Source organism: Parafrankia soli, from assembly GCF_001854695.1.
GTDB classification, from domain to species: domain Bacteria; phylum Actinomycetota; class Actinomycetes; order Frankiales; family Frankiaceae; genus Parafrankia; species Parafrankia soli.
Genome location: NZ_MAXA01000113.1, coordinates 40,875 through 61,520, shown reverse-complemented (window position 1 = coordinate 61,520; position 20,646 = coordinate 40,875). Strand labels below are relative to the sequence as shown.

The 20,646-nt window shown below is 73.5% G+C and carries 16 protein-coding genes and 2 tRNA genes; 6 read left to right on the top strand and 12 right to left on the bottom strand.

The window, feature by feature from the left end:
- Nucleotides 1-29: 29 nt before the first annotated feature.
- From BBK14_RS10715 to BBK14_RS10705, 3 genes are all read right to left on the bottom strand, one after another.
- Nucleotides 30-671 carry an ATP-dependent Clp protease proteolytic subunit gene (locus BBK14_RS10715; protein ID WP_020462741.1) on the bottom strand — a complete coding sequence of 214 codons (642 nt, stop codon included), beginning with the start codon at nt 669-671 and terminating at the stop codon, nt 30-32.
- A 416-nt stretch (nt 672-1,087) separates the two neighbouring features.
- Nucleotides 1,088-2,587: a trigger factor gene (gene tig / locus BBK14_RS10710; protein ID WP_071061498.1), complete on the bottom strand. Its 1,500-nt coding sequence runs from the start codon at nt 2,585-2,587 to the stop codon at nt 1,088-1,090.
- Nucleotides 2,588-2,642: 55 nt separating this feature from the next.
- Nucleotides 2,643-2,715: transfer RNA gene (locus BBK14_RS10705), tRNA-Pro, on the bottom strand.
- Nucleotides 2,716-2,763: 48 nt separating this feature from the next.
- On the opposite strand from BBK14_RS10705, the gene BBK14_RS10700 reads away from it, so the two are divergent.
- Nucleotides 2,764-2,834 (top strand) — tRNA-Gly (locus BBK14_RS10700).
- A 690-nt stretch (nt 2,835-3,524) separates the two neighbouring features.
- Here BBK14_RS10700 and BBK14_RS10695 read toward each other — a convergent pair.
- The gene (locus tag BBK14_RS10695) at nt 3,525-5,489 is read right to left on the bottom strand and encodes a glycoside hydrolase family 3 protein (protein WP_071061496.1); all 1,965 of its coding nucleotides are present in this window, start codon (nt 5,487-5,489) and stop codon (nt 3,525-3,527) included.
- 242 nt (nt 5,490-5,731) lie between these two features.
- Between BBK14_RS10695 and BBK14_RS10690 the strand changes: the two genes are divergently transcribed.
- Nucleotides 5,732-7,609, top strand: a complete 1,878-nt coding sequence (locus BBK14_RS10690; protein ID WP_071061494.1) for a class I SAM-dependent methyltransferase — start codon at nt 5,732-5,734, stop codon at nt 7,607-7,609.
- A 272-nt stretch (nt 7,610-7,881) separates the two neighbouring features.
- The gene (locus tag BBK14_RS10685) at nt 7,882-8,751 is read left to right on the top strand and encodes a L,D-transpeptidase (RefSeq protein ID WP_241831385.1); all 870 of its coding nucleotides are present in this window, start codon (nt 7,882-7,884) and stop codon (nt 8,749-8,751) included.
- Between the two features lie 67 nt (nt 8,752-8,818).
- Here BBK14_RS10685 and BBK14_RS10680 read toward each other — a convergent pair whose 3' ends face one another.
- Nucleotides 8,819-9,988 carry a M48 family metalloprotease gene (locus BBK14_RS10680; protein ID WP_071061490.1) on the bottom strand — a complete coding sequence of 390 codons (1,170 nt, stop codon included), beginning with the start codon at nt 9,986-9,988 and terminating at the stop codon, nt 8,819-8,821.
- A gap of 5 nt (nt 9,989-9,993) precedes the next feature.
- Nucleotides 9,994-10,458: a BlaI/MecI/CopY family transcriptional regulator gene (locus BBK14_RS10675; RefSeq protein WP_071061488.1), complete on the bottom strand. Its 465-nt coding sequence runs from the start codon at nt 10,456-10,458 to the stop codon at nt 9,994-9,996.
- Between the two features lie 205 nt (nt 10,459-10,663).
- On the opposite strand from BBK14_RS10675, the gene BBK14_RS10670 reads away from it, so the two are divergent.
- Nucleotides 10,664-11,071: a TOBE domain-containing protein gene (locus BBK14_RS10670; protein WP_020462748.1), complete on the top strand. Its 408-nt coding sequence runs from the start codon at nt 10,664-10,666 to the stop codon at nt 11,069-11,071.
- 83 nt (nt 11,072-11,154) lie between these two features.
- On the opposite strand, the gene BBK14_RS10665 is transcribed toward BBK14_RS10670, so the two are convergent.
- Both BBK14_RS10665 and BBK14_RS10660 read right to left on the bottom strand, forming a co-directional pair.
- A complete protein-coding gene (locus BBK14_RS10665) occupies nt 11,155-12,141 on the bottom strand; it encodes a tRNA-dihydrouridine synthase (protein ID WP_275078472.1) in 987 nt (328 codons plus the stop codon).
- Between the two features lie 73 nt (nt 12,142-12,214).
- Nucleotides 12,215-13,747 (bottom strand): MFS transporter, encoded by a 1,533-nt coding sequence (locus BBK14_RS10660; protein ID WP_071061761.1) that lies wholly within the window; start codon nt 13,745-13,747, stop codon nt 12,215-12,217.
- A 304-nt stretch (nt 13,748-14,051) separates the two neighbouring features.
- Here BBK14_RS10660 and BBK14_RS10655 point away from each other — a divergent pair, with 304 nt between their 5' ends.
- Both BBK14_RS10655 and BBK14_RS10650 read left to right on the top strand, forming a co-directional pair.
- Nucleotides 14,052-14,678, top strand: coding sequence for a TetR/AcrR family transcriptional regulator (locus BBK14_RS10655; RefSeq protein WP_071061486.1), 627 nt, complete (start codon nt 14,052-14,054; stop codon nt 14,676-14,678).
- A 197-nt stretch (nt 14,679-14,875) separates the two neighbouring features.
- On the top strand, nt 14,876-15,241 hold the full coding sequence (locus BBK14_RS10650) for a DUF962 domain-containing protein (RefSeq protein WP_235015031.1): 366 nt from the start codon (nt 14,876-14,878) through the stop codon (nt 15,239-15,241).
- 234 nt (nt 15,242-15,475) lie between these two features.
- Here the strand turns inward: BBK14_RS10650 and BBK14_RS10645 are convergent, their stop codons facing one another.
- From BBK14_RS10645 to BBK14_RS10630, 4 genes are all read right to left on the bottom strand, one after another.
- Nucleotides 15,476-18,256, bottom strand: coding sequence for an ATP-binding cassette domain-containing protein (locus tag BBK14_RS10645; RefSeq protein ID WP_071061484.1), 2,781 nt, complete (start codon nt 18,254-18,256; stop codon nt 15,476-15,478).
- Nucleotides 18,257-18,506: 250 nt separating this feature from the next.
- Nucleotides 18,507-19,364 (bottom strand): DUF1206 domain-containing protein, encoded by an 858-nt coding sequence (locus BBK14_RS10640; RefSeq protein ID WP_071061482.1) that lies wholly within the window; start codon nt 19,362-19,364, stop codon nt 18,507-18,509.
- A 93-nt stretch (nt 19,365-19,457) separates the two neighbouring features.
- A complete protein-coding gene (locus BBK14_RS10635) occupies nt 19,458-20,204 on the bottom strand; it encodes a RibD family protein (RefSeq protein ID WP_071061480.1) in 747 nt (248 codons plus the stop codon).
- Nucleotides 20,201-20,644, bottom strand: a complete 444-nt coding sequence (locus BBK14_RS10630; protein WP_071061478.1) for a hypothetical protein — start codon at nt 20,642-20,644, stop codon at nt 20,201-20,203. Before BBK14_RS10630 ends, BBK14_RS10635 begins: the two co-directional genes overlap by 4 nt.
- Between the last annotated feature and the right edge of the window lie 2 nt (nt 20,645-20,646).

Below are 20,646 nucleotides of genomic sequence, written 5' to 3'. Positions count from 1 at the left end.
GTCGGGACGGCTCGCTRCCGCGGCGGGCGTCAGCTCACCGGTCCTTCGCTGGGGACCTGGCGGGCCCGCTGGACGACGTGGTCGACGAAGCCGTAGTCCTTCGCCTCGTCCGCGGTGAACCAGCGGTCGCGGTCGGAGTCCCGCTCGATCTGCTCGACGGGCTGACCGGTGTGGAACGCGATGCGCTCCTGCATCATCCGCTTGGTGTAGAGCATCTGCTCCGCCTGGATCGCGATGTCGGACGCCGTTCCGCCGATGCCGCCGGAGGGCTGGTGCATCATGATCCGCGCGTGCGGCAGCGAGTAACGCTTGCCCGGCGCGCCCGCGCAGAGCAGGAACTGGCCCATCGACGCGGCGAGCCCCAGCGAAACCGTGGCGACGTCATTCTCGACGTACTGCATGGTGTCGTAGATCGCCATRCCGGCGCTGACCGAGCCGCCGGGCGAGTTGATGTAGAGGAAGATGTCCCGCTCGGGGTCCTCGGCGTTCAGCAGCAGGAGCTGCGCGCAGATCGCGTTGGCGATCGAGTCCTCCACCACCGAACCGAGGAAGATGATCCGCTCACGGAGGAGACGGTTGAAGACCTGCTCGTCGAAGCCGGGGCCATTCTGTCCCGGCGAGCGGAGACTCGGGCCCGGGACAGCCAGGCCAGGGGCGGCGATGTCACTCACGGTCGGATCCTCGGCTTCCTTCGGCGGCGTCTGATTGACCGGCTCGACACTATCTGTGACACGAGCCGGTTCCGGTGCTTCTCCTTCGATGTTCGCGCTCGGCGTGAGGCCGAGCCAGTCCGGCATCGATGTGCGTCGAGGGCCCGTGACCAGCCGCCGGCCCGGCCGCGCACCCGTCGTCACCGTGCCGGGCGACAGCGTGCCTCTCGGTGTCCATGCGTGGCACCGGACACGCCGACGGCCTCCGAAACTCGCGTTCCGGAGGCCGTCGGTCGAATCCACCCGCTGTGCCACGCACCGTGCCCCACGGCCGCCGCCCGGCGCCCGTGGCGCAGGGCGGCGTCGTCACAGGGGCGGCCGCTGCTCGGCGGTCGTTACCTGGAGGTCGCTACCTGGCAGTCGTTACCTGGCAGTCGTTACTTGGTCTCGGACGCGGGCGGCTCGGAGTCGCCCTCGCCGTCCGCGTCCGTAGCGGTGGCGGTGGCCTCGTCGCCGGCCGCGGCGGTGACCTCCGCCGAGGGAGCCGCCGCCGGGACCTCAAGCTCCTCGGCGTCCAGCTCGTCCGAGATGTCCCGGACGTCGTCCTCGGCCTCGCCCGACGGACGGCGCGGCAGGTTCAACTCCACCGCGTTACCCTCAGTGTCGACGACCTTCGCGTTCTCCAGCAGCAGGAACAGCGCCTTCGTGCGGAGGACATCCGCCATCAGGGCGGTCAGCCCCTCGCCCTGCGCGAGCTGCTGGGCGTACTGGTCAGGCTGCACACCGGCCCGCTGCGCGCGCATCAGGATCTGCTCCATCAGCTCACCCTGGTCAAGGCCGATCGACTCGGCGTCGATCACCGCGTCCAGGATGAACTGCGAGCGGATCGCCTTACCCGCCGAGCTGCGGACCTCGGCGTCGAACTCCTCCGCCGACTGGCCCAGCGTCTCCAGGTAGGTCGCCCGGTCCGTACCTATGTGCTCCAGCTCGTGCCCGAGGCGGTGCTCACGGGCCTCCAGCTCGCCGGCCAGCACCGAATCCGGCACCGGAACCTCGACCAGTTCGATCAGCTTGTCGAGCATCTTGTCGCGGGCCTCGCCCAGCTGCTCGACCTTCCGGTTCGACTCAAGCCTGGTCCGGACGTCGGCGCGCAGCTCCTCCAGCGTGTCGAACTCGCTGGCCGTCGTCGCGAAGTCGTCGTCGAGCTCCGGGAGCTCCTTCTCCTTCACGCCCCGCACCACAGCGGTGACCTGCGCCGTGCGGCCCGCGTACTCACCGGCGAGCAGCTCGGTGTCGAACGTGCGCTCATCGCCGTCCGACGCGCCGGTGATGGCCTCGTCGATCCCGTCGATCAGGTTCCCGCTGCCGACCTCGTACGACATGCCGGTCGCGGTCGCGTCCTCGATCGCCTCACCGTCGACCGACGCCGACAGGTCCAGCGAGACGAAGTCGCCCTCCTGGACCGGGCGCTCGACCGGCTTCAACACGGCGAACCGGTCACGCAGGTTCGTCAGATGCTCCTCGACCTGCTCATCGGTMACCGTCGCCGGCTCGACGACGAGCTCCAGCTCGCCGAACTCCGGCAGGGTCACCTCCGGGCGCACATCCATCTCGGCCGTGAAGACCAGCTGCACGCCATCGGCGAACTCGGTGATGTCCACCTCAGGCCGCGACAGGACGTCCACCTCTTCGGCCTGGACGGCCTCCGAGTAAAGGCGCGGCAGCGCCTCCTGGATCGCCTCGTCGAGGATCACACCGCGCCCCAGGCGCTGGTCCAGAATCCGCGGCGGGACCTTGCCCGGGCGGAATCCGGAGACGCGCACCTGGCGCGCCAGCTTGCGGTAGGTGGCATCGACGGACGGCTTGAGCTCGTCGAAGGGCACCTCGACGGTGAGCTTGACCCGGGTCGGGCTGAGGGTCTCCTTGGTGGCCTTCACGGCGCGGCGGTCTCCTGGTACGACGTTGGACGGGGTGACGCGCCGAGGGTATCGGTCGGGGCGGGGAGACTCGAACTCCCGATCTCCTGCACCCAAAGCAGGCGCGCTGGCCACTACGCTACGCCCCGAGGCGTTGCCCCCACATCCTACGGGGTAAGCTTCCCTCCATCACCTACGCGGGTGTAGCTCAATGGCAGAGCCCCAGCCTTCCAAGCTGGCCATGCCGGTTCGATCCCGGTCACCCGCTCGTCGATGGGTTTGCTGTGCCCAGGGAACCTGGGCCTGGTCGACTCGCCATGTCTGCCGGGGGGCGGTGCCCCCCGTGGCCCCCTCGGCGGGTGGGGTTCTGGGGGCGGCCTGCGGCCTGCGGTGGCAGCCCCGACATCGGGCTGCGCCCCCCAACCACCGGCTCCCGAGGGCAGCCCACAGCCTGCGGTGACAGCCCCGACACCGGGCTGCGCCCCCCAACCACCGGCTCCCGAGGGCAGCCCACAGCCTGCGGCGGCAACCCCGACACCACGCGGCATCCCGGACACAGGTCCCGAGAGGTACCTGCGACAGCATCCCCGGCGCTATGCCACTCCCCCCGACCACCAGGGCGACTCCACCCCTGACACCTTCCCCGGCACCCTTACCAGCCCCAGCATTGATGCGTGGCGGGTGAGTGAGTCCATGGACTCACTCACCCGCCACAGTTGTTTTCTAGCGACCAGATTGTGGTGGCTTGGGGTCCACGGTGGCGGCCCTGGCGCTGGGCAAAGTGCTATCAATCCCCGGCAGGAGCCCGGGCGGTAGGCCTCCGCCCGGGCTCCTGCCGGGCAACGTCGACGGGGCGCAGCGCCGACCCCGACCGGTGCGGACCACAGCCCACCACCTGCGGCGATGGGGCCCGGCGGCAGGCACGCCACCGACCACGGGTCGGGAGGAGCGGCCGAGGTCAGCAGGCGCGCGGGGTCGGTAGGCCTGCGCCGCGCGGCAACGCGGTGCCGGTCGCGGTTCGGGTGACGACCGGCAGCCGGCCGGAGGGTGGCACCGCGCCGGCCAGCACCGCCGCCAGCGCCTTCATCGACGCTGGGTCGCGTGAATAGCTCGCCAGCCACGCCCCTGCGGCCACCGGCGGACGGTAGGGCGTCCCGGTCGACACGACCACGGTCCGCCGATCGGTGACGGGCGGCGGCGAGTTCCCGACCAGCACCACCCGGACCACAGCCGTACCCGCTCCCGAGGCGCCCGCTGCGGGCGGCGCTGGCGGGCGGCCGGAGCCCTGGGCGGCCAACCGGGCGCCGATCCCCCGGGCACCCAGGGCGTCCACGAGCATCTTCGCGGCGCCTGACGGCCCGGAGACCTCCACCGCCGGCTGCCTCCCGCCCGCACCTGCGCCGGCGGTGCCGCGGCTGAGCGGGAGCAGGTCACACGTCGGCTGGTCAAGGAGCGTGATCGCCCGCTCGGCAATCGCGGCTGCGGTGGCCGCCGCCTCCTCGGGGGTTCGGGCCGCGGCGGGCTCGGTGTGCGCCAGCCTCCACTTCATCCTCAGGATTCGACGTGCCGAGGCGTCGATCCGCTCCGGAACGATCGCCCCGGAGCGCACAGCGGAAACCACAGCATCAAGCGCCTGCGCCAGGTCCGGTGGCATCAGCAGCATGTCGACGCCGGCCTGGACGGCTCGCACCGCCGCGCCGCCGGGCGTGTTGTGCTCGGTGATCGCGGCCATGTTCAGCGCGTCGGTGACGATGACGCCGTCGAAGCCGAGCTCGTGGCGCAGCAGGCCGTCGACCACCGGCTTCGACAGCGTCGCCGGCGCGGCCGGGTCGAGCGCGGGGACGTTCAGATGACCGACCATGACCATCGGTACGCCCGCGGCGATCGCCGCCCGGAACGGCGGCAGGTCGAGCGCCGTCAGCGCCGCCCGGTCTCTGGTGATCGTCGGCAGGTCGGCGTGGCTGTCGACGGACGTCGCGCCGTGCCCGGGAAAGTGTTTCGCGGCCGCGGCCACCCCGACCTGCCGGTATCCCTCGACCGCCGCCGCGGTGAACCGCCCGACCGCCGCAGGGTCGTCGCCGAAGGAGCGCTCACCGATCACGGGGTTCGCCGGGTCGCTGTTGACGTCCGCGTCCGGGGCGAAGTCGACGTTGATGCCCAGGGCGCGCAGGTCCGCGCCGGTGATCTGCGCGGCGTCCCGCGCGTCGGTGGGACGTCCCGTCGCGCCCTGTGCCATCTGGCCGGGCAGCAGGGTCACGCCGTCCCGGACGCGCAGCACCGTTCCCTGCTCCTGGTCCGCGGCGATCAGCAGCGGGATGCTGGCCGCCGCGCTCAGGTCCGCGGACAGCGTCTTGACCTGGTTCGGGTTGACGATGTTGTCCGGGAGCGCCCCCGGGCCCGTCCCGCCGGCGTCGAAGTAGATCACGCCGCCCAGGCCCCGTTTCGCGACGGCTTCGGCGGCCGTGTCCACACCGGACGTCCGCCGGTTCGCGGTGACAACGGCCGGGCTCCGGTCGGCGCCCGCGGTACCGAAGACGTATCCCATCATCATCTGGCCTACGCGCTGCTCCAGCGACAGGCCGGCCAGCGTGGACTCGACCCAGCTGTTCTCCTCGGCCGAACCGGCGCCGGGGCCGCTCCCCGCGCCGCCCGGGTCGGCGGCCGACAGCTCGTCGGCGCCGGTTTCCGGGCCGTCAGCGGGGTGCTCCGCGGTGCCGCGCCCGGATTCCGCGCCCGCCGCGCCGCCGCCCGGGTCCCCCGCCCTGGCGGAGCCGCCTGCGGTGTCGCCGTCGGCGAGGCTGAGCCGGTCCGCCATCGAGCCGCCCGCGTCGGTGCCGCGGACCGCCCAGGCGAACGCCGTGACACCGGCCAGCGCCGCCAGGACGACCGCGAGCGCCACCCCGACGACCCGCACACGCCGCATTGACCATCCCCTCGTCCGCGAGTCGCCCGATCCGTCTCCTCGCACCGTCTGTGACCTCACCTGCCCGGACCGGACCGCTCGGAACCGGCCGGGAACCGAAACCAGCCGGCAACGGGAGCGAACCGTACACACCATCCTGGATCGCCAAGCGGGGTGGGGTGGGCGCGGAGCGGAGCGCCCGGGGACGTACGTTGCGAGGTGACCGTCGCGGCGCCTCCGGAGGTGCCAAGACAGGAGGCGTCATGAACCGTCGAGCGCTGTTGCCGGTCGCCGCATGCGCGGGCGTCGGGATCAACGGCCTGCGGCTGCGCGCACGGATGCGGGCACTCGCCGTCATCGCACCGGCCGACGAGCCGGTACACCCCTCGCACGTCTTTCTGCTGGCGGACGGCGTCCGCCTCGACGAGTCGGCCCGGCGGGCGGCGAGCGCGCACGCGCTGCGGGAGGGCCTCACCGTCCTGGACCTCGTGCCGGCCGAGCTGCCCGCGCACGAACTGCTCGACCTCGCGCGGCTGGTCGATCCGGCGCGTTACCGCACCCAGCGGCTGGAACGGGGGCGCGGAGCCTTCCGTGCGCTGCTGGTCGACCGGGACGTCCTGGAGCGCACCGGGCTCGACCTGAAGGACCCGAGCCGCGTCGACCTGGTCGCGGCGACGGCGGCCCTCAAGCTGCTCGCGCCCGCGTCGACGGATCTGGCGATCCTGCCGAGCCTCACCACCGCGGACGGCTTCACACCCGCGGACGGCGGGCCGCCGACCGGGTCGGCGGACGGGTCGGACCGGGTCGCGGTGCAGTTCGCCGCTCGCCCGTGGGAGCCCGGCCAACCGTTCTTCCCTCTCGCCCGCGACCTCGCGGTGGCCGCCGGGGCCACCGCGGCCCCGGGCTGGGCGCTCGGCGCGGCGGTGCTGTCGTGGCTGCAGCCGTTGGTCGTCGGAGCCGGGCGCATCCGGGTGCCCGCCGCCGACCTCGTCCGCAGCCCGCTGACCCGCCGGCGGCCCGCGCTGCGGACCCTCGCGTCGGCGGTCGGCGGCGCGGTGACGGGCTCGGGCGTGGACCTGCCCAGGCCGGGACCGCCCACCCCCGAGCCCGCCGTGCTGGCCGCGAAGCGGCGTGAGTACGCCGCCGACCTGGCCGCGGGCATCGACCGGTTCCTGGAGCCGGCCACGACGAGCTGCCCCTGGTGCGGCGGCACGGACCTCTCGCTGGCCCTGCGCGGCGCGGACGCCATCCAGGTCAAGCCGGGGGTGTTCCGGTACGACCGCTGCGGCGGCTGCGGCCACGTTTTCCAGAACCCGCGGCTGACCCTCGACGGCCTCGCCTTCTACTACCGGGACACCTACTCCGGCCTGGGCTCCGGGCTGACCGAGGAGCTCTTCCGCCGCAACACCGACAGCTACCTGGAACGGGCGCGGATCGACGTACCCACGCCACGGCGCTGGCTGGACGTCGGCGGCGGGTTCGGGCACTTCTGCGCCGCCGCGCGCGAGGTGTGGCCGACGACCTCGTTCGACGGTCTGGACATCGGCGCGGCCATCGGCGAGGCGGAGCGCCGGGGCTGGGTCGACCAGGCCTACCGGGGGCTGCTGCCCGACCTCGCCGGGACGATGAGCGGGCGCTACGACGTCGTGAGCATGTTCCACTACCTCGAACACACCCGGGACCCGCGGGCCGAGCTGCGCGCCGCCGCCGAGGTCCTCGCCCCGGGCGGCCACCTGCTCATCGAGGTGCCGAACGCGCAGAGCCCGGCCGCCCGGTGGTACGGGACGTACTGGCCGGGCTGGTTCGTGCCGCAGCACCAGCATCTCGTCCCGGCCGACAACCTGACGGCCGCCCTCGGCGAGGTCGGCCTCGAGGTGCTGGACGTGCGCTTCGGCGAGACGCACCAGCGCGGGGACGCCCCGGTGGTCTTCTGGGGGATGTGGCAGCGCGCGACACCGTCACCGGCCGTCCCGTGGCGCGAGGTCAGCCGGCCCGGCCTGGCCCGCGGCCGGCGCGCCCTCGTCGGCGCGGCGGTGTTCACCGCGATGCCGGCGGCGATCGCGTGGGACATGGCGAGCCGGCCGTACCTCACCACCGGTAGGCGCTCGAACGCCTACCGGATCCTGGCCCGCCTGCCCTGAGCCGCCTGCCCTGCTGCCGGACGGGCGCTGATGCCCCGCCCGGCAGCAGGGCCCGGCGATGATGGCTGCGGCGCGGTTCATCCGCCGGGCTGGCGTTCGCATGATCCCCCCTCCCTTTCATTACTCTGAGCGACGACAGTGGCCGCAGGGTAGCGAGGTGGCTGCCAGGGGGACAGACGATCTCCGCGCTCGTGGTCCCGCCGGACCACCCGGCCCAGCCGCGGCCGTGACGCCGGCACGGCAAGGCACGCGTCTCGGGGGGTGTGGGGGGCATGGCTGAAAGGATGCGGCGGGGACAGCAGGACACCGCTGGCCGGCGGCGTGGGCCGGCAGCGGCCACCGCTGTCCTGCTGTCCGCGATGGTGGGCATGACGCTGCTCGCCGGCTGCGGCGGGTCCGGTCGGAGTCCCGCACCGGATCCCGGCCCGCGCCCCCACCCGGCGCCCGGCGCGAGCCCTTCGGTCGGCCCGCGCGCCGGCGGCGCGACGCCCCGCGAGGACGGCACGCCCGCCGGCGACGGCGCCGAGCTGGCTCTGCCCGCCGGCTGGAGCTGGGTCGCGCACGCGGACGTCCCCCAGATCAAGATCTTCGGGCGGCCCGGCGACGACGAGCCACGCTGGACGTTGGCGAGCCCGAACCCCCGCGGTGTTCCGCTGCTCTTCGGCGTCGAGGAGCGGCAGCCCGCCTGGCTGCGGGTCAAGGTTCCCGTCCGGCCGAACGGCAGCGTGGGATGGGTTCGCACGGCGGACACGACGATCTCGACCACGCCGTTCGAGCTGCTCGTCGACCGCTCGGAGCACCAGCTGACGATCTTTCGCGACAACACGGTGGTCACGAAGCTGCCGGTCGGGATCGGTACCGGGGCGACCCCCACCCCGACCGGCACGTTCTACCTGACCGAGCTGTTGCGCCCGGGCGACCCGAACGGCCCCTGGGGGCCGTTCGCCTTCGGCCTGTCCGGGTTCTCCGACGTGATCACCCAGTTCAACGGCGCCGAGGGCATCATCGGCCTGCACGGCACCAACCGCCCGGACCTGGTCGGCTCGGACGTGAGTATGGGATGCATCCGGCTGCGCAACGCCGACCTGCTCCGGCTGGTGGACGTCGTCCCGCTCGGCACCCCGATCACGATCGTCGGGTGAGCCGACGGGCGCGGGCCCTCGCCGAGCCCTCGTCCGAGGGCGGCCGATCAGGGTTCGGGGCGGCTGTTCAGGGTTCGGCGATGGCGAACACGCGGCGGTAGGGCAGGTCGAGCAACGCCTCGACGGCGACACCGCACGACGCGGCGGCGAGGGCCGCCGGCAGGGCCACCAGCAGCAGCCCGCGGTTGCCCCGCAGCGGCGCGTCGAGCAGGGCCGCGATCCGGCGTGGCACCGGCCCGGGCCGGGGACCGCGGCCGGGCGCGCCGGCCCGCAGCATCGCCGGCGGGACGGCCTCGGCCCGCTGGCGCCGACTGCGGGCGAGGCCCCTGCGCTTGGAGTGCCGGGCTGGCGGGGCGGGCTGAGCGTGCGGGGCGGACTGAGCGTGCCGGGCGTGCTCGCCGCGGACGAGGTCGTGGCAGGGCTCGCCTGGCCACCCGGGGCCGCGCACGATCCGCTGGAGCGTGGACGGGACCCGCCGCCCCATCCGTGAACTTCCCGTCCCGGCGGCCGCCGAATGCCGGTCGGCCTGTTCCGTCGCGGCGAGCGCGGCTGTTCCGACGACATGGGCGACCGACCGGCGGTCGCCGACCTCCTGTGCCGCCTGCTCGTCCGCCCAGCGCTCGATCGCGTAGTCGATCAGGGTGACCATGGGGCGCAACGCTGGGAGGGCAGCGGCCGCGAGGCGCGCGGTGAACGCGAAGCGGTGGTGCCGGCCGGCCAGGTGCGCCCGCTCATGAGCGAGGAGCGCCTGGTGGCGGCCGTCACCGAGCGCCGTGAGCATTCCCTCCGTGACGACGATCCGCCCCGGCGCGCCGGGAAGCGCGAAGGCGTCCGGACGGCCGTCGGGGATCACCACCACCTCGCCGGTTCCCGGCAGCGCCGCCGCCTCCGTGCGGGCCGCGCGCAGGGAGTCGTACTGGCGCCGCCCGGTCACCGCCACCGAGGTGATCACGGCCGCGCCGAGCGCCAGGCACATCCACGACGCCCACAGCGGTGCCACGGCGATCTGCCAGGAGCGCGCCACCGCGCGCAGGTCGGGGGCGAACCCGATCAGGCCCGCCGCCGCGGGCATCCCGAACGCGAGCAGGCTCGCGGCGCTGGCCAGCGCGAACAGGACCGCGGCGGCGGTGAACCCGAGCACCGCAACCCGCGGGGGCAGCCGATCGACCAGGATGCGGCTCGTCACCACACCCGCCGCGGGCGCCAGGACGAGGGATACGAGCAGTTGGTCGACCACCGGGCTCAGCCCTGCCGGCGCGGCTCGGAGCCGCGCCCGTGCTCACCGTGCTCACCGTGCTCGGCGGGGGCCGGCGCGGAGGCGAGAAGATCGCGGACGAGCGCCTCGTCGGTGGGCGAGAGCGCGGCGATGAAGTGCGTCAGGGCGCGGCGGTGATCGGCCTGCCCGGCGAGAAGCCGGTTCATCCGCCACGCGACGAGCGTGGCTGGATCCCCCGGCGCGGAGTAGACATAGCCCCGCCCGTGCCGCCGACGGGTGACCACACCCTTGGTGTGCAGGCGGGTGAGAGTGGTGACCACCGCGCTGTAGGACAGCCTCGCGGTGGCAGGAAGAAGATCGCGGACCTCACCCGGCGAGAGCTCCCCGGAGCGGTGCAGCACACCGAGCACCTCTTCCTCCAGCGACCCGGGTGGACGCCGCCGCGCGGCAGGCACCGCCTCGGGCTCCGGCTCCTCCGAACCCTCGTCCATCACACCGGCCCCCCGGCAGCTTCCGCGGCCCCGGGACCAGCCCGTCCGCACCCCGCCTCACGCGGACCACGATACGAGGCGGCCGGCCCCGGTCGGCTCCCGTCATGAGACGGAACACCACGGGGCCACGCCGCGCTCCCCCGACGGGGATCGGGCCGCGACCGGCCGCGACGCCACCGACAGCGGGGCCGGATATGGTGCCGGCATGTCGACCTTCAGGATCAGCGAGGTCGCCGGACTGCTCGGCGTCAGCGACGACACCGTGCGTCGCTGGGCCGACGGCGGCCGGCTGCCGACGGTGCGTGACGGAGCGGGCCGGCAGGCCGTCGAGGGAGCCGTGCTCGCGCAGTTCGCGATCGACATCGCCGGCGAGCTGCCGCTGACCCCACCGGCGATCGTCGGCGCCTCGGCGCGCAACCGCTTTCCCGGCATCGTGACGCGGGTGCGCCGCGACGACGTGATGGCCCAGGTGGAGATCCAGTCGGGGCGGCACCGCGTGGTCTCGCTGATGAGCCGCGAGGCCGCGGACGAGCTGGGCCTGGAGCCCGGCGTGCTCGCCGTGGGCACCGTGAAGGCGACGAACGTGGTGATCGAGCTTCCCGAGCGGCACTGACGGCCTGCACGGGCTCACCTGCACGGGGCTCAGCCGCCTTGGCGGCGCCTTTCGCGCGGCGCTGGCGGCCGCGCTCCAGTCGCTCAGCCGACCCCGGCGCTCGTGTCTGCCATGCTCCCGGCGTCGATCCAGTCGCTGAGGATGTCGCCGAAGACCGTCGGGTCCTCGCCCCGGTTCCAGAAGGCCGTCGCCCCCTGGACCGCTCGGGCGCCGGCGGCCAGGTAGTCGGCGACGTCCCGGCCGCCCAGCACGCCGCCGACGCCGACGACGTCCACCTGCTCGGGCAGGAGGGCACGGAGCTGGCGCACCTGGCCGAGGCCCACCGGTTTGAGCGCGGCTCCACTCAGCCCGGCGAGGGCCACGTCGAGGACGGGGCGCCGTCGGTCGTCGAGGACCAAGGCGTTCGGGAAGGTGTTGACGGCCGTGACGAACCTCGGCCCGCCGTCGGCCTCCGATCGGCGGCCGAGCAGCGCGGCCAGATCCGCCAGGGCCTCGGGATCGGAGAACGGCGAGACCTTGACCCCGTACGCGGGCGCGCGCCGGTGGCCGGGGCCTGCCCGGCCGGCGGCGAGGGCGGCCTCGACCTGGGCGCAGATCGCGTCGGTCTGACCGGGGTCGAAGCAGGCGATGCGCTTCTGCGAGCCGCCGTCCCACACGTTCGGGCATCCGAGGTTGAGCTCGATCAGGTCCGCACCGGTGTCCGCGGCGACACGGGCCAGCGTCGCGTACTCCTCGGCGGCGAACCCGGCCACGCTGACCACCAGCGGCTTGCCGTACCCGTGAGCGATGTCGGCCATCGCCGGGAGCTGTTCGGCGTAGTACCCGATCCCCCGGTTGGGCAGGCCGAGCGCGTTGAGCGAGTAGGAGCCGCCGGACCAGTAGACCTCGCCGCCGTTGCCGGTGCGGGCGTCTCGCGTGATCGAGCCGACGACGACCGCGGCGACGGCTCCGCGGGCGAGGGCGGTGACGTCATCGACGGTCTTGCAGGTGCCCGCGGCGTTCATGATCGGGTGTTCGAGCGCGACCCCGGCGAGCGTGACCCCGCCCACCGGCGGCGCCTCGCCCGTCACGCCGCGCCGCCGGTCACCGGGATGAGCCCCTCGCTGCCTGCCACGCGGCCAGCGTAACGGCCAGCGCACCCCCTTACCGGGTGATCAGGTGGCTGGCGAGCGCCCCGCCGGCGGGTCCCGTGCTCGCCGCCGGCACGGCCCCCGCCGGCACGGCGGCGGGCACCACGGTCCCCCGCACCCTGCGCCACAGCCACGGCAGCGAACCGGCGACCGCGAGCGCCGCGACGGCCGTCAGCACGAACGGGAGGTGTGCGTTCGCCGCGTACAGGGCGCCCGACGTCAGCGCCGCCCCGGCCGTCGCGGCGGTCTGGGTCGTCGTGAACAGGCCCTGCGCCCGCCCGGCACCACCGGGCCCGGACTCCTGCGCCAGCAGCGACTGGGCGGATGGGAAGCTCACGGCCAGCGCGATCGCCTCGGCACAGCTCACGAGGACGATCAGCCAGAACGACCCGATGAACGAGTAGGTGGCGACGGTGACACCCGTCGTGGCCGTGGCCGCCACCACCAGCCATCGGCGGTCGTTGTGGTCGGCGAGCCAGCCCGCGGGCATGGCGCAGACGATGTAGGGCAGCGAGAACAGAGTGAAACTGAGCCCGACCAGCTCCGTCGAGATGCCCCGGTCGGTCAGCAGGAGGCTCCAGCAGGTCTCGTAGGTCCCGACGGCCAGGCCGTTCACCGCGGCGACCAGCAGCAGCCCCTCGATCCCTGGCCCCACCACGGCGAGGGGTGACCATGTTCGCCGCCGGGACGCCCACGCGGGAGCCCGCCGGCCGGCATGACCAGGGGAACCGTCGCGGTGCACGGCGACTGCCGCCACGGCCGCGACCGCCTCCGCCCCGCCCGCCCGCCCACCGGGGACGCCCGCACCCCCACCCGCGGTGGGACCGACAGCGGTGGGACCGACAGCGGAGGCGTCGGAGCCGGTGGAGGCCACAGACAGCGCCGGCGCGTGACCGGGGCCGTCCGGCCGGAGCAGGACGAGCACCGGGACGGAGGCGACCGCCGCGGCCACCCCTGCGCCCAGGAAGAGCAGGTCCATCCGCTGCTCGCCAACCAGCCCGCCGAGCAGCGGACCGATGGCGGTGCCGGCGATCTGACCGGTGTAGACGGCGCTGACGGCCCGGCCGGTGAGGTCCGGCGGCACGGTCGCGGCGATCGCGGTGAGCACGGCCACCTCGAACGCCCCGGCCCCGGCCCCCTGTAGCACCCGCATCGCCGTGTCACACATGATCCCCGGTGAGACGATCAGCCCGGCGCACCCCACGGCGTAGGCGACGAGCCCCGCAACCAGCACCGGGCGGTGCCCCCGCGTCGTGGTGGCCAGGCCCGCGGGGTACTGGGAGAGCAGCGCGCCGAGGAAGAACGCGGCCATGACCACGCCGACCCCGCCGGCGGAGACGTCCCGTTCCTCCAGGTAGAGCGGGAGGATCGGCGCGATCGCGAACGCCCCGAGCCACTGCAGCAGCGTGGCCGTGCCGAGGGCGACCACCAGACGTCCGACGGCGCCGTGGGTCAGCGAGGCGGCCTGTGGCCCGCCCGGACCGGTTCCCGCGGATGGCCCTGCTGACCCTCGTGGCCCGTCCGGCCCTCGTGGCCCACCCGGCATGCCCGGCATGCCTGGCCCCGCGCCGCCCGCGGGCTCGGTTCGGTCCGCGGGCTCGGTTCGGTGTTCTCGGCCGGGCCACGGCCGACTGGATGGTCCCGCGCTTTCCGTTGCTCTTCGCATAGCTCCGTCGCCCCCGTCGGCGCGCGTCCGAACCGCCTCGAGCGCCTGGCTCGGGCTGACGCGCTTCCGGGTCCTCCGCCCGGTTCGTCCCGTCGAAGTACTACCGTCCGTCCGGACGGTCGGTCAACCCGGTAGCATAGGCAGCGCGGTGCGAAGTGCCAGGTGGGCCGGTCGGTGCGGCACAATGGCGCTCGTGCCCGCCTCGGACCCGGCTGCGACGCGACAACGGTTGTTGGACGCGGCTTGGCGTGTCCTCACCCGGCACGGCAGTCAGGCACTCAGCCTGGACGCCGTCGCCCGCGAGGCGGCGGTCTCCAAGGGCGGCCTCTTACACCACTTTCCGACGCGGGCGTCGCTCATCGACGCGCTCTACGACCGGTGGAACGACGAGTTCGAGTCGGAGGTCACCGCCCGGGCGGTGCTGGACGACCGGCCCGGCGGCTGGGCACGTGCCTACCTGGACGCCACGACGGCGGCCGGCGTCCAGCCTCGGGACAGCACGGCCGAGGTCGGGTTCCTGGCCGCCCTCATCGCCGATCCCGAGCGGTTGCAACGCTTCCGCCAGCGATACGAGCACTGGCAGAACCGCCTCGTCCAGGACCGCATCGACCCGGCGGCCGCGACGCTGATCCGCATGGCGGCCGACGGGATGTGGCTGGCCGAGCTGCTCGGGCTTGCCCCGCCGACCGGGGAGCTGCGCCGCCAGATGCTCGAGGCTCTGCGCGCGATGGCCACCCCGGGCGGGCCGGCCCCCGCCCCCGGGACGCCCGCGCTCGGGCCGAGCACGGCCGCGGAGCAGGCCGCCCGCTGATCCCCGCCGCCGCCCGCCGTGCCGGACGTAGGCGACCCACCAGCTCGGCTGGAGCTGCCCGCCCTCGTCGCCGATGATGTTCGGGGACGAGACGAAGCGAGGGGGCGTCCATGACGACTGCCGACTCACCACTCGGCGGCAGGCCGGCCGCGCCAGCACCCGGGCCCTTCCGGGAACCCCTGACTTCCAGGGGGCCCGTGACTTCCCGGGAGCCTGAGCCGCCGCCGGCGTCCGCGCCGTTCGCCGAGAAGATGGCCTATTACCGGTCCCAGCACACCACGCGGGGAATCCGGGCAACTCATCTCGTGGGTATCCCCGGCGTGGCCTTCTCCCTGCCGCTGCTCGTCGGCCGGCCCAAGGTGGGCCTGCCGATGTTCGTGGCGAGCTGGGCACTGCAGGTCGCCGGGCACTCGGTCTTCGAGCAGAACAGCCCTACGCTGACCAAGGGCTTCGTCACCTACCAGCTGTGCGGGCTGGCGTTCTGGTGCGAGGAAGTCGCCGATCTGCTCGCCGGGCGCGGCCTGGGCGGCCAGACCCGCCCGCCACGCCGCTCCCGGACCTAGGCCCCGGACCCTGCGGGATCGGCCCAGCGGGACGCGCCTAGTTGCAACGGCACTTGTGCGTGACCTCGTCGTTGGTAATGGCGGCGTCGGGCCTGGTGTCGGTGTCGCCTGCGCCAGGCCGACCAGGCCCGGACGACGTCGGCCGAGTGGAGTTTCCGCGGAACACCAAGATCGATTGAGGTTGGTGGTGACCGCGGCGTGCGGAGCACGGAACACCCAAATGCCGTTGCCGTACTAGCGGCGCGCGCCGGGCGCGGCACCGTAGCCACCGGGGCCACCGGGGCCGGCCGGCGGTGCCTGCCCGGCCTGCGGCGGGCGGCCGACTCCCGGCGGCGGGCCGGCGGGCCGGGTCACCTTGGGGTCGATCCGGCGCAGCATCATCGAGGTCAGCGCGAGCGCCGCCGCGCCGAGGACCAGGCCGAGGACGACGTCGAGCACCCAGATGCCCGCGCTGTGTTCCCACAGCCCGTCGGCCGGATCCGTGCGGAACACCTCGCTGCCCAGCTTGGAGACCTCGTTGAGGTCGTCGGTGGACGCCAGCGCCGCGAAGCCCCAGCGGGCGGGGGCGATCCACGCGACCTGCTCCATCACCAGTCGACCGGACAGCGACACCAGCCCACCGGAGAGCACGAGCTGCCCCATGGTCACCAGCACCAGGATCGGCATCGTCTTGTCCGCGTTGTCGACCAGCGTCGACACCAGCAGCCCGATCATCATGGACGCCAGCGCGGCGACGATCACCGCGACCAGGCATTCGATCAGCGGCGAGCCCAGCAGGGACGCCTCCGGCGGCGTGCGGCCGACGAGGCCGATCAGGGTGAAGATCACGCACTGCAGGGTCGTGATACCGGTGAGAACGATGATCTTCGAGCCGAGATAGGCCGTCCGGGACAGGCCGATCGTTCGTTCCCGCCGGTAGATGTCGCGTTCCTTGACGATCTCGCGGACCGAGTTCGCCATCCCCATGAAACACGCACACAACACCAGCACCACGAGGACCTTCATCGCGTCCGGGTTCGGTGCGTCCGGCAAGGGTTTCAGCCCGTCGGGGGCCGGGATCACCCGCGGGATGATCCCGAGCAGGAACGGGAAGGCGGCGATGAGCCGCAGGTAGGAACGGTCCGCCAGCACGACCCGCAGATATCGCCGGGTCAGCGTCGCGAGCTGGGAGGTGACCGGCTGCTGGCGCACGCTCGGCAGCTCCGCCGGCGCCTTGCGCACGATCGGCGCCACGACCGCGGAGGGCACGAAGTACTCCGAGGCACGGAACCGGGCCGCCATCTCCGCACCCGGCGTGCTTTCCAGCTCCCGGAACACCGCCGCGAACTCGCGGAAGTCCTCCTTGCCGAAGAAACGCAGCGCCCCGTCCGACGGGCCGAAGTAGGCCACGTGCCCACCCGGGGCGAGCACCAGGATGTAGTCGCACAGGTCCAGGAAGAGCACGCTGTGCGTGACGACGATGACCGTGCGGCCGCTCTCGTCCGCCGAACCGACCCCGCCGCCCTTGGCCAGGCCCTTCAGCGTCTCCATCACCGACTGGTCGTTCGCCGGGTCCAGCCCCGACGTCGGCTCGTCCAGGAACAGCAACGACGGCCGGGTCAGCAGCTCGAGGGCCACCGACGTCCGCTTCTTCTGCCCGCCCGACAGCCGGCTCACCGCCGTGTCGGCGTGCGCGGTCAGACCGAGCTCGCCGATGACCTCCGCCACCCGGGCCCGCCGCTCCTGCGCCGTGGTGTCCGCCGGGAACCGCAGCTCGGCGCCGTACTCGAGCGCCTCACGCACGGTGAGCTGGGCGTGCAGCGGATCGGCCTGCGGGACGTAGCCGATGCGCCGGCGCAGCTCGTCGTACTCGGCGTAGAGATCCCGCCCGGCGTAGCGGACGGAGCCCACGTCCGCCGGGCGGAAGCCGGTCAGCGCGTTGAGCAGGGTCGACTTGCCCGCGCCACTGGGACCGACCACCCCGAGCAGCGAGCGGCCCGGGAGCCGGAAGGTCATGTCGTGCATGAGCTGCTTGGTGCCGGCGAACACCGACAGCGCCTGCACCTCGAAGGCGACGTCACCCGAGTCGACGTACTCCACCAGCGAGTCGCCCTCGAGCTGGTAGAGGTGGTGCCCGATCGCGATGACGTCGCGCTGCCCGACCTGGGCCCGCCCGATGCGCTGGCCGTTGAGGAACGTGCCGTTCGCCGACCCGAGGTCGACGACCTCGACCCTGCCGGGGGCGACCAGCAGCTCGGCATGGTGCCGCGAGGCGAGCAGGTCCGAGACGGAGATGTCGTTGTCGCGCGAGCGGCCGAGCCGGAGCGTGCCGGGCCGCAGCGGGTGCATCTTGCGGCGGGCGTGCACGATGGCGCTCTGCGCCGTCTCCAGGTCGAGCGCCGCGGAGGCGGTGTCCGGGCCGGCGGCGCCCGGGCCCCCGGCGTGCGGTGGCTGGTGGCCCCCCGGGACCGGCGGGCGGGCCGATGCCGGGGCCGTCGGCGGTGCCGCTACCCGGGCCCGGCCGGAGGCGGGCGCGCGACCGGGGGCAGGCACCTGACCGGGGGTGGGCGCGTGGCCGGGAGTAGGCGTGTGACCTGGGCCGACGGGCGCGGGACCGGGGTTGGGCGACGACCATCCCGGCGCACCCGCCACGCGCGGCGGCGGCCCGGCCGGGACCGCGGGAGCGGGTGCCGAGGCGGCGGGCGCGGAGCCCGCTCCGGCACCGGAGGCCAGCCCGACGGACGAGGGCACCAGCACGACCTCAGGGCCGTCCGCGGCGCCGAGCCGGAAACGGACCTCGGTCGAGCGGACCGTGGTGTCCCCCATCCGGCGCCCGTCCTGCCAGAGGCCGTTGGCGCTGGTGTCCCGCACATGCCAGCCGCCGGCGACCGGCTCAAGCACGAGATGACGCCGGGACACCCGCGCGTCGTTGATGACGATGTCCGCGCCGCGCGCTCGACCGACCACGCACGGAGCGTCGCCCGTCAGCGTGTTGTGGCCCGCCGGGCTGATCACGCTCAGCGTGGTCCGATCCACCTGTACTCCCCTTTGCCCCTACCGCCATGGTGCCGGCTGCGATGTCAGTGCCGGCCAGGCGACGCCGTGGCCGCGCGACGACGTTGATCGTCCGCTCGACGACACCTAGTCTGCCTTCCCGACCCGACGGATTCTGCACTGATCCGCGACATGTCCGGAAGGCGACGACCGACAAAGCAAACCACCAGGGCGGATGATCCGAACCGCCCGCCTTCGTCCGGCGGGCGGTTCGGCCGTGCGGGGAGCTGGTTCAGAGCTTGCGGTACCGCGCCTCGATGAAGGAGTAGGCGCCGAACAGGACCAGGCCGACGGCACAGACGACGAGCAGCACCTGGCCGTACGCCTGGTCGGCGATCGTGCGGAGCGTGCCGTCGAAGCCCTTGGCCTCGTCGGGGTCGAACTCGACGGCGGCCTTGACCACGAACACCCCGGCCAGGCCGAACACGATGCCGCGCGCGACGTAGCCGACCTGGCCGACGCGCTTGCTGGCGGCGCGCATCGCGGGGCTCATCTCCCCGCTCCTGAGCTTCTCCTCGAACTTGGTCGTCACACCCTTGACGATCATGCCGATGCCGACACCGACCACAATCAGGCCGACCGCGCCGACCAGCAACCGGCCACCGGTGTTATCCATGACCCGTGCCGTATACGGAGCGGGCTCGCCAGAGCCGGATCCCGAACTACCCGAGGTGAGGAAGGCGACGACGCTGCCCGCGATCACAAGGTAGATCACACCGCGGATACCGGACACCACCCGCTTGGCTGTGCGCTTCTTCTCGTCGGATTCCTCGTGGTGCCCGACGGCCGCTTCCAGCAGGCGCCACAGCGCATATCCGACAAATCCGATGACGAGCAGGATCAGCACCGCCGTGCCGAAGGGCTTGTCCGAGATCTCCCGCAGCGCGCCCTGCCGGTTCGCCTGCTCCCCGGAACCGCCGAACGCGATCTGGAGGGCGATGATCCCGATCAGGACGTAGACCAGTCCTCGGGCTGCGAAACCGAGGCGCGCGGTCAGGTCGACCGCCTTGCTGTCGTGGGCACGCCGGGCCTTGGCACCGCCGGCAGACGCGGCCGCGCGCCCTGGTCGCGCGACACTGGGTACGGACACGGGTCCTCCTCGACGAACAGTTCGGGCGGAACGCCCTTAGGCCGTCTGCCCGACGGGAGGCCCACAAAACGGATAGGCGTCAGCTGGACGACATCAGGTCACGGACGGTGTCAGGTAACGCAGCAGCACGACGCCGTCGAGCTGGCGGACGTCCACGAGCCGCAGTCGGTGCGCGGTGTCGAACGGGAACGAACCCGGGCCGACGAACGTCGGCGCGGCGGCCTCACCGACGAAGAACGGCGCGATGACCAGGTGCAGCTCGTCCACCAGGCCCGCGGTGAGGAACGCGGTGTGCACGGTGGTGCCCCCCTCGACCAGTAGGCGCCGCGTGCCGCGCCGGCTCAGGTCGTCCAGCAGGTGCTCCAGCGGCGGCGCCTCGAGATCGACGACGGTCGCCACCACGGAAAGATCCGGGGGGACGGCCGGCGCCGGCGTCCCGGTCCCGGTACCCGCCCCGGCTCCAGCGCCGGGCCCAGATTCAGGCGCGGACCGGGGCGCGGCTCCGGCGAACCGGTAGACGACCTTCTCCGCGCCGTCCAGGAAGAAGCGGGCGTCCGGGTCGAGCCGTCCGCCGCTGGTCAGGACGGCGCGCAGCGGCGTCGCCGGCCGGCCGGCCGCCGTCCGCTCGGCTCGGCGGAGCTCCGAGCGGACCGCGAGGCCGGGATTGTCGCGGCGCAGCGTACGGGCACCGACCAGGATCGCGTCGCAACCGGCCCGGACCTCGTCCACGCGGTCGAGATCGGCCTGGCTGGAGAGGACCAGCCGCTGGGGCGAGCAGTCGTCGATCCGCCCGTCCAGTGACATCGCGCAGCTCAGAAGCACGTACGGGCGCGCGGTCACTCCTCGGAGTCTTCGCCGTCCGAGTCCCCGCCGCCTGCCCCGTCGCCACCCGAGCCGCCGGAACCGCCGGAGCCGCCAGAGCCGCCAGAGCCGCCGACGGCGTTCCCGCAGCGCTGGTCCACCCAGTCCGCGAGCTGGGCGCGGGGGCTGAGCACCGTCGGATCGTCCGCGACGCGGTCGGCGATGGCCCGGATGTCGTCCTCGGGCGCCAGGTCGCGTACGAGGAGGGCGACCAGGCGCGCCGACTCCGGATTCTGTTCGATCTCGCTCGGCTGAATGTTGATCTGTGAGCAGACCACGGTCGCGCCGGCCGCACGGGTCTCCTCGGAGACCTGGTCACAGCCGGCGAGGCCGGCGGCGCCCGCCGCGACGAACAACGCCGCGGCGAATCCCGGCCGACCAGGCCGCGCGCTCCTGCCAGGAGCGGATATCGGTGTCATGT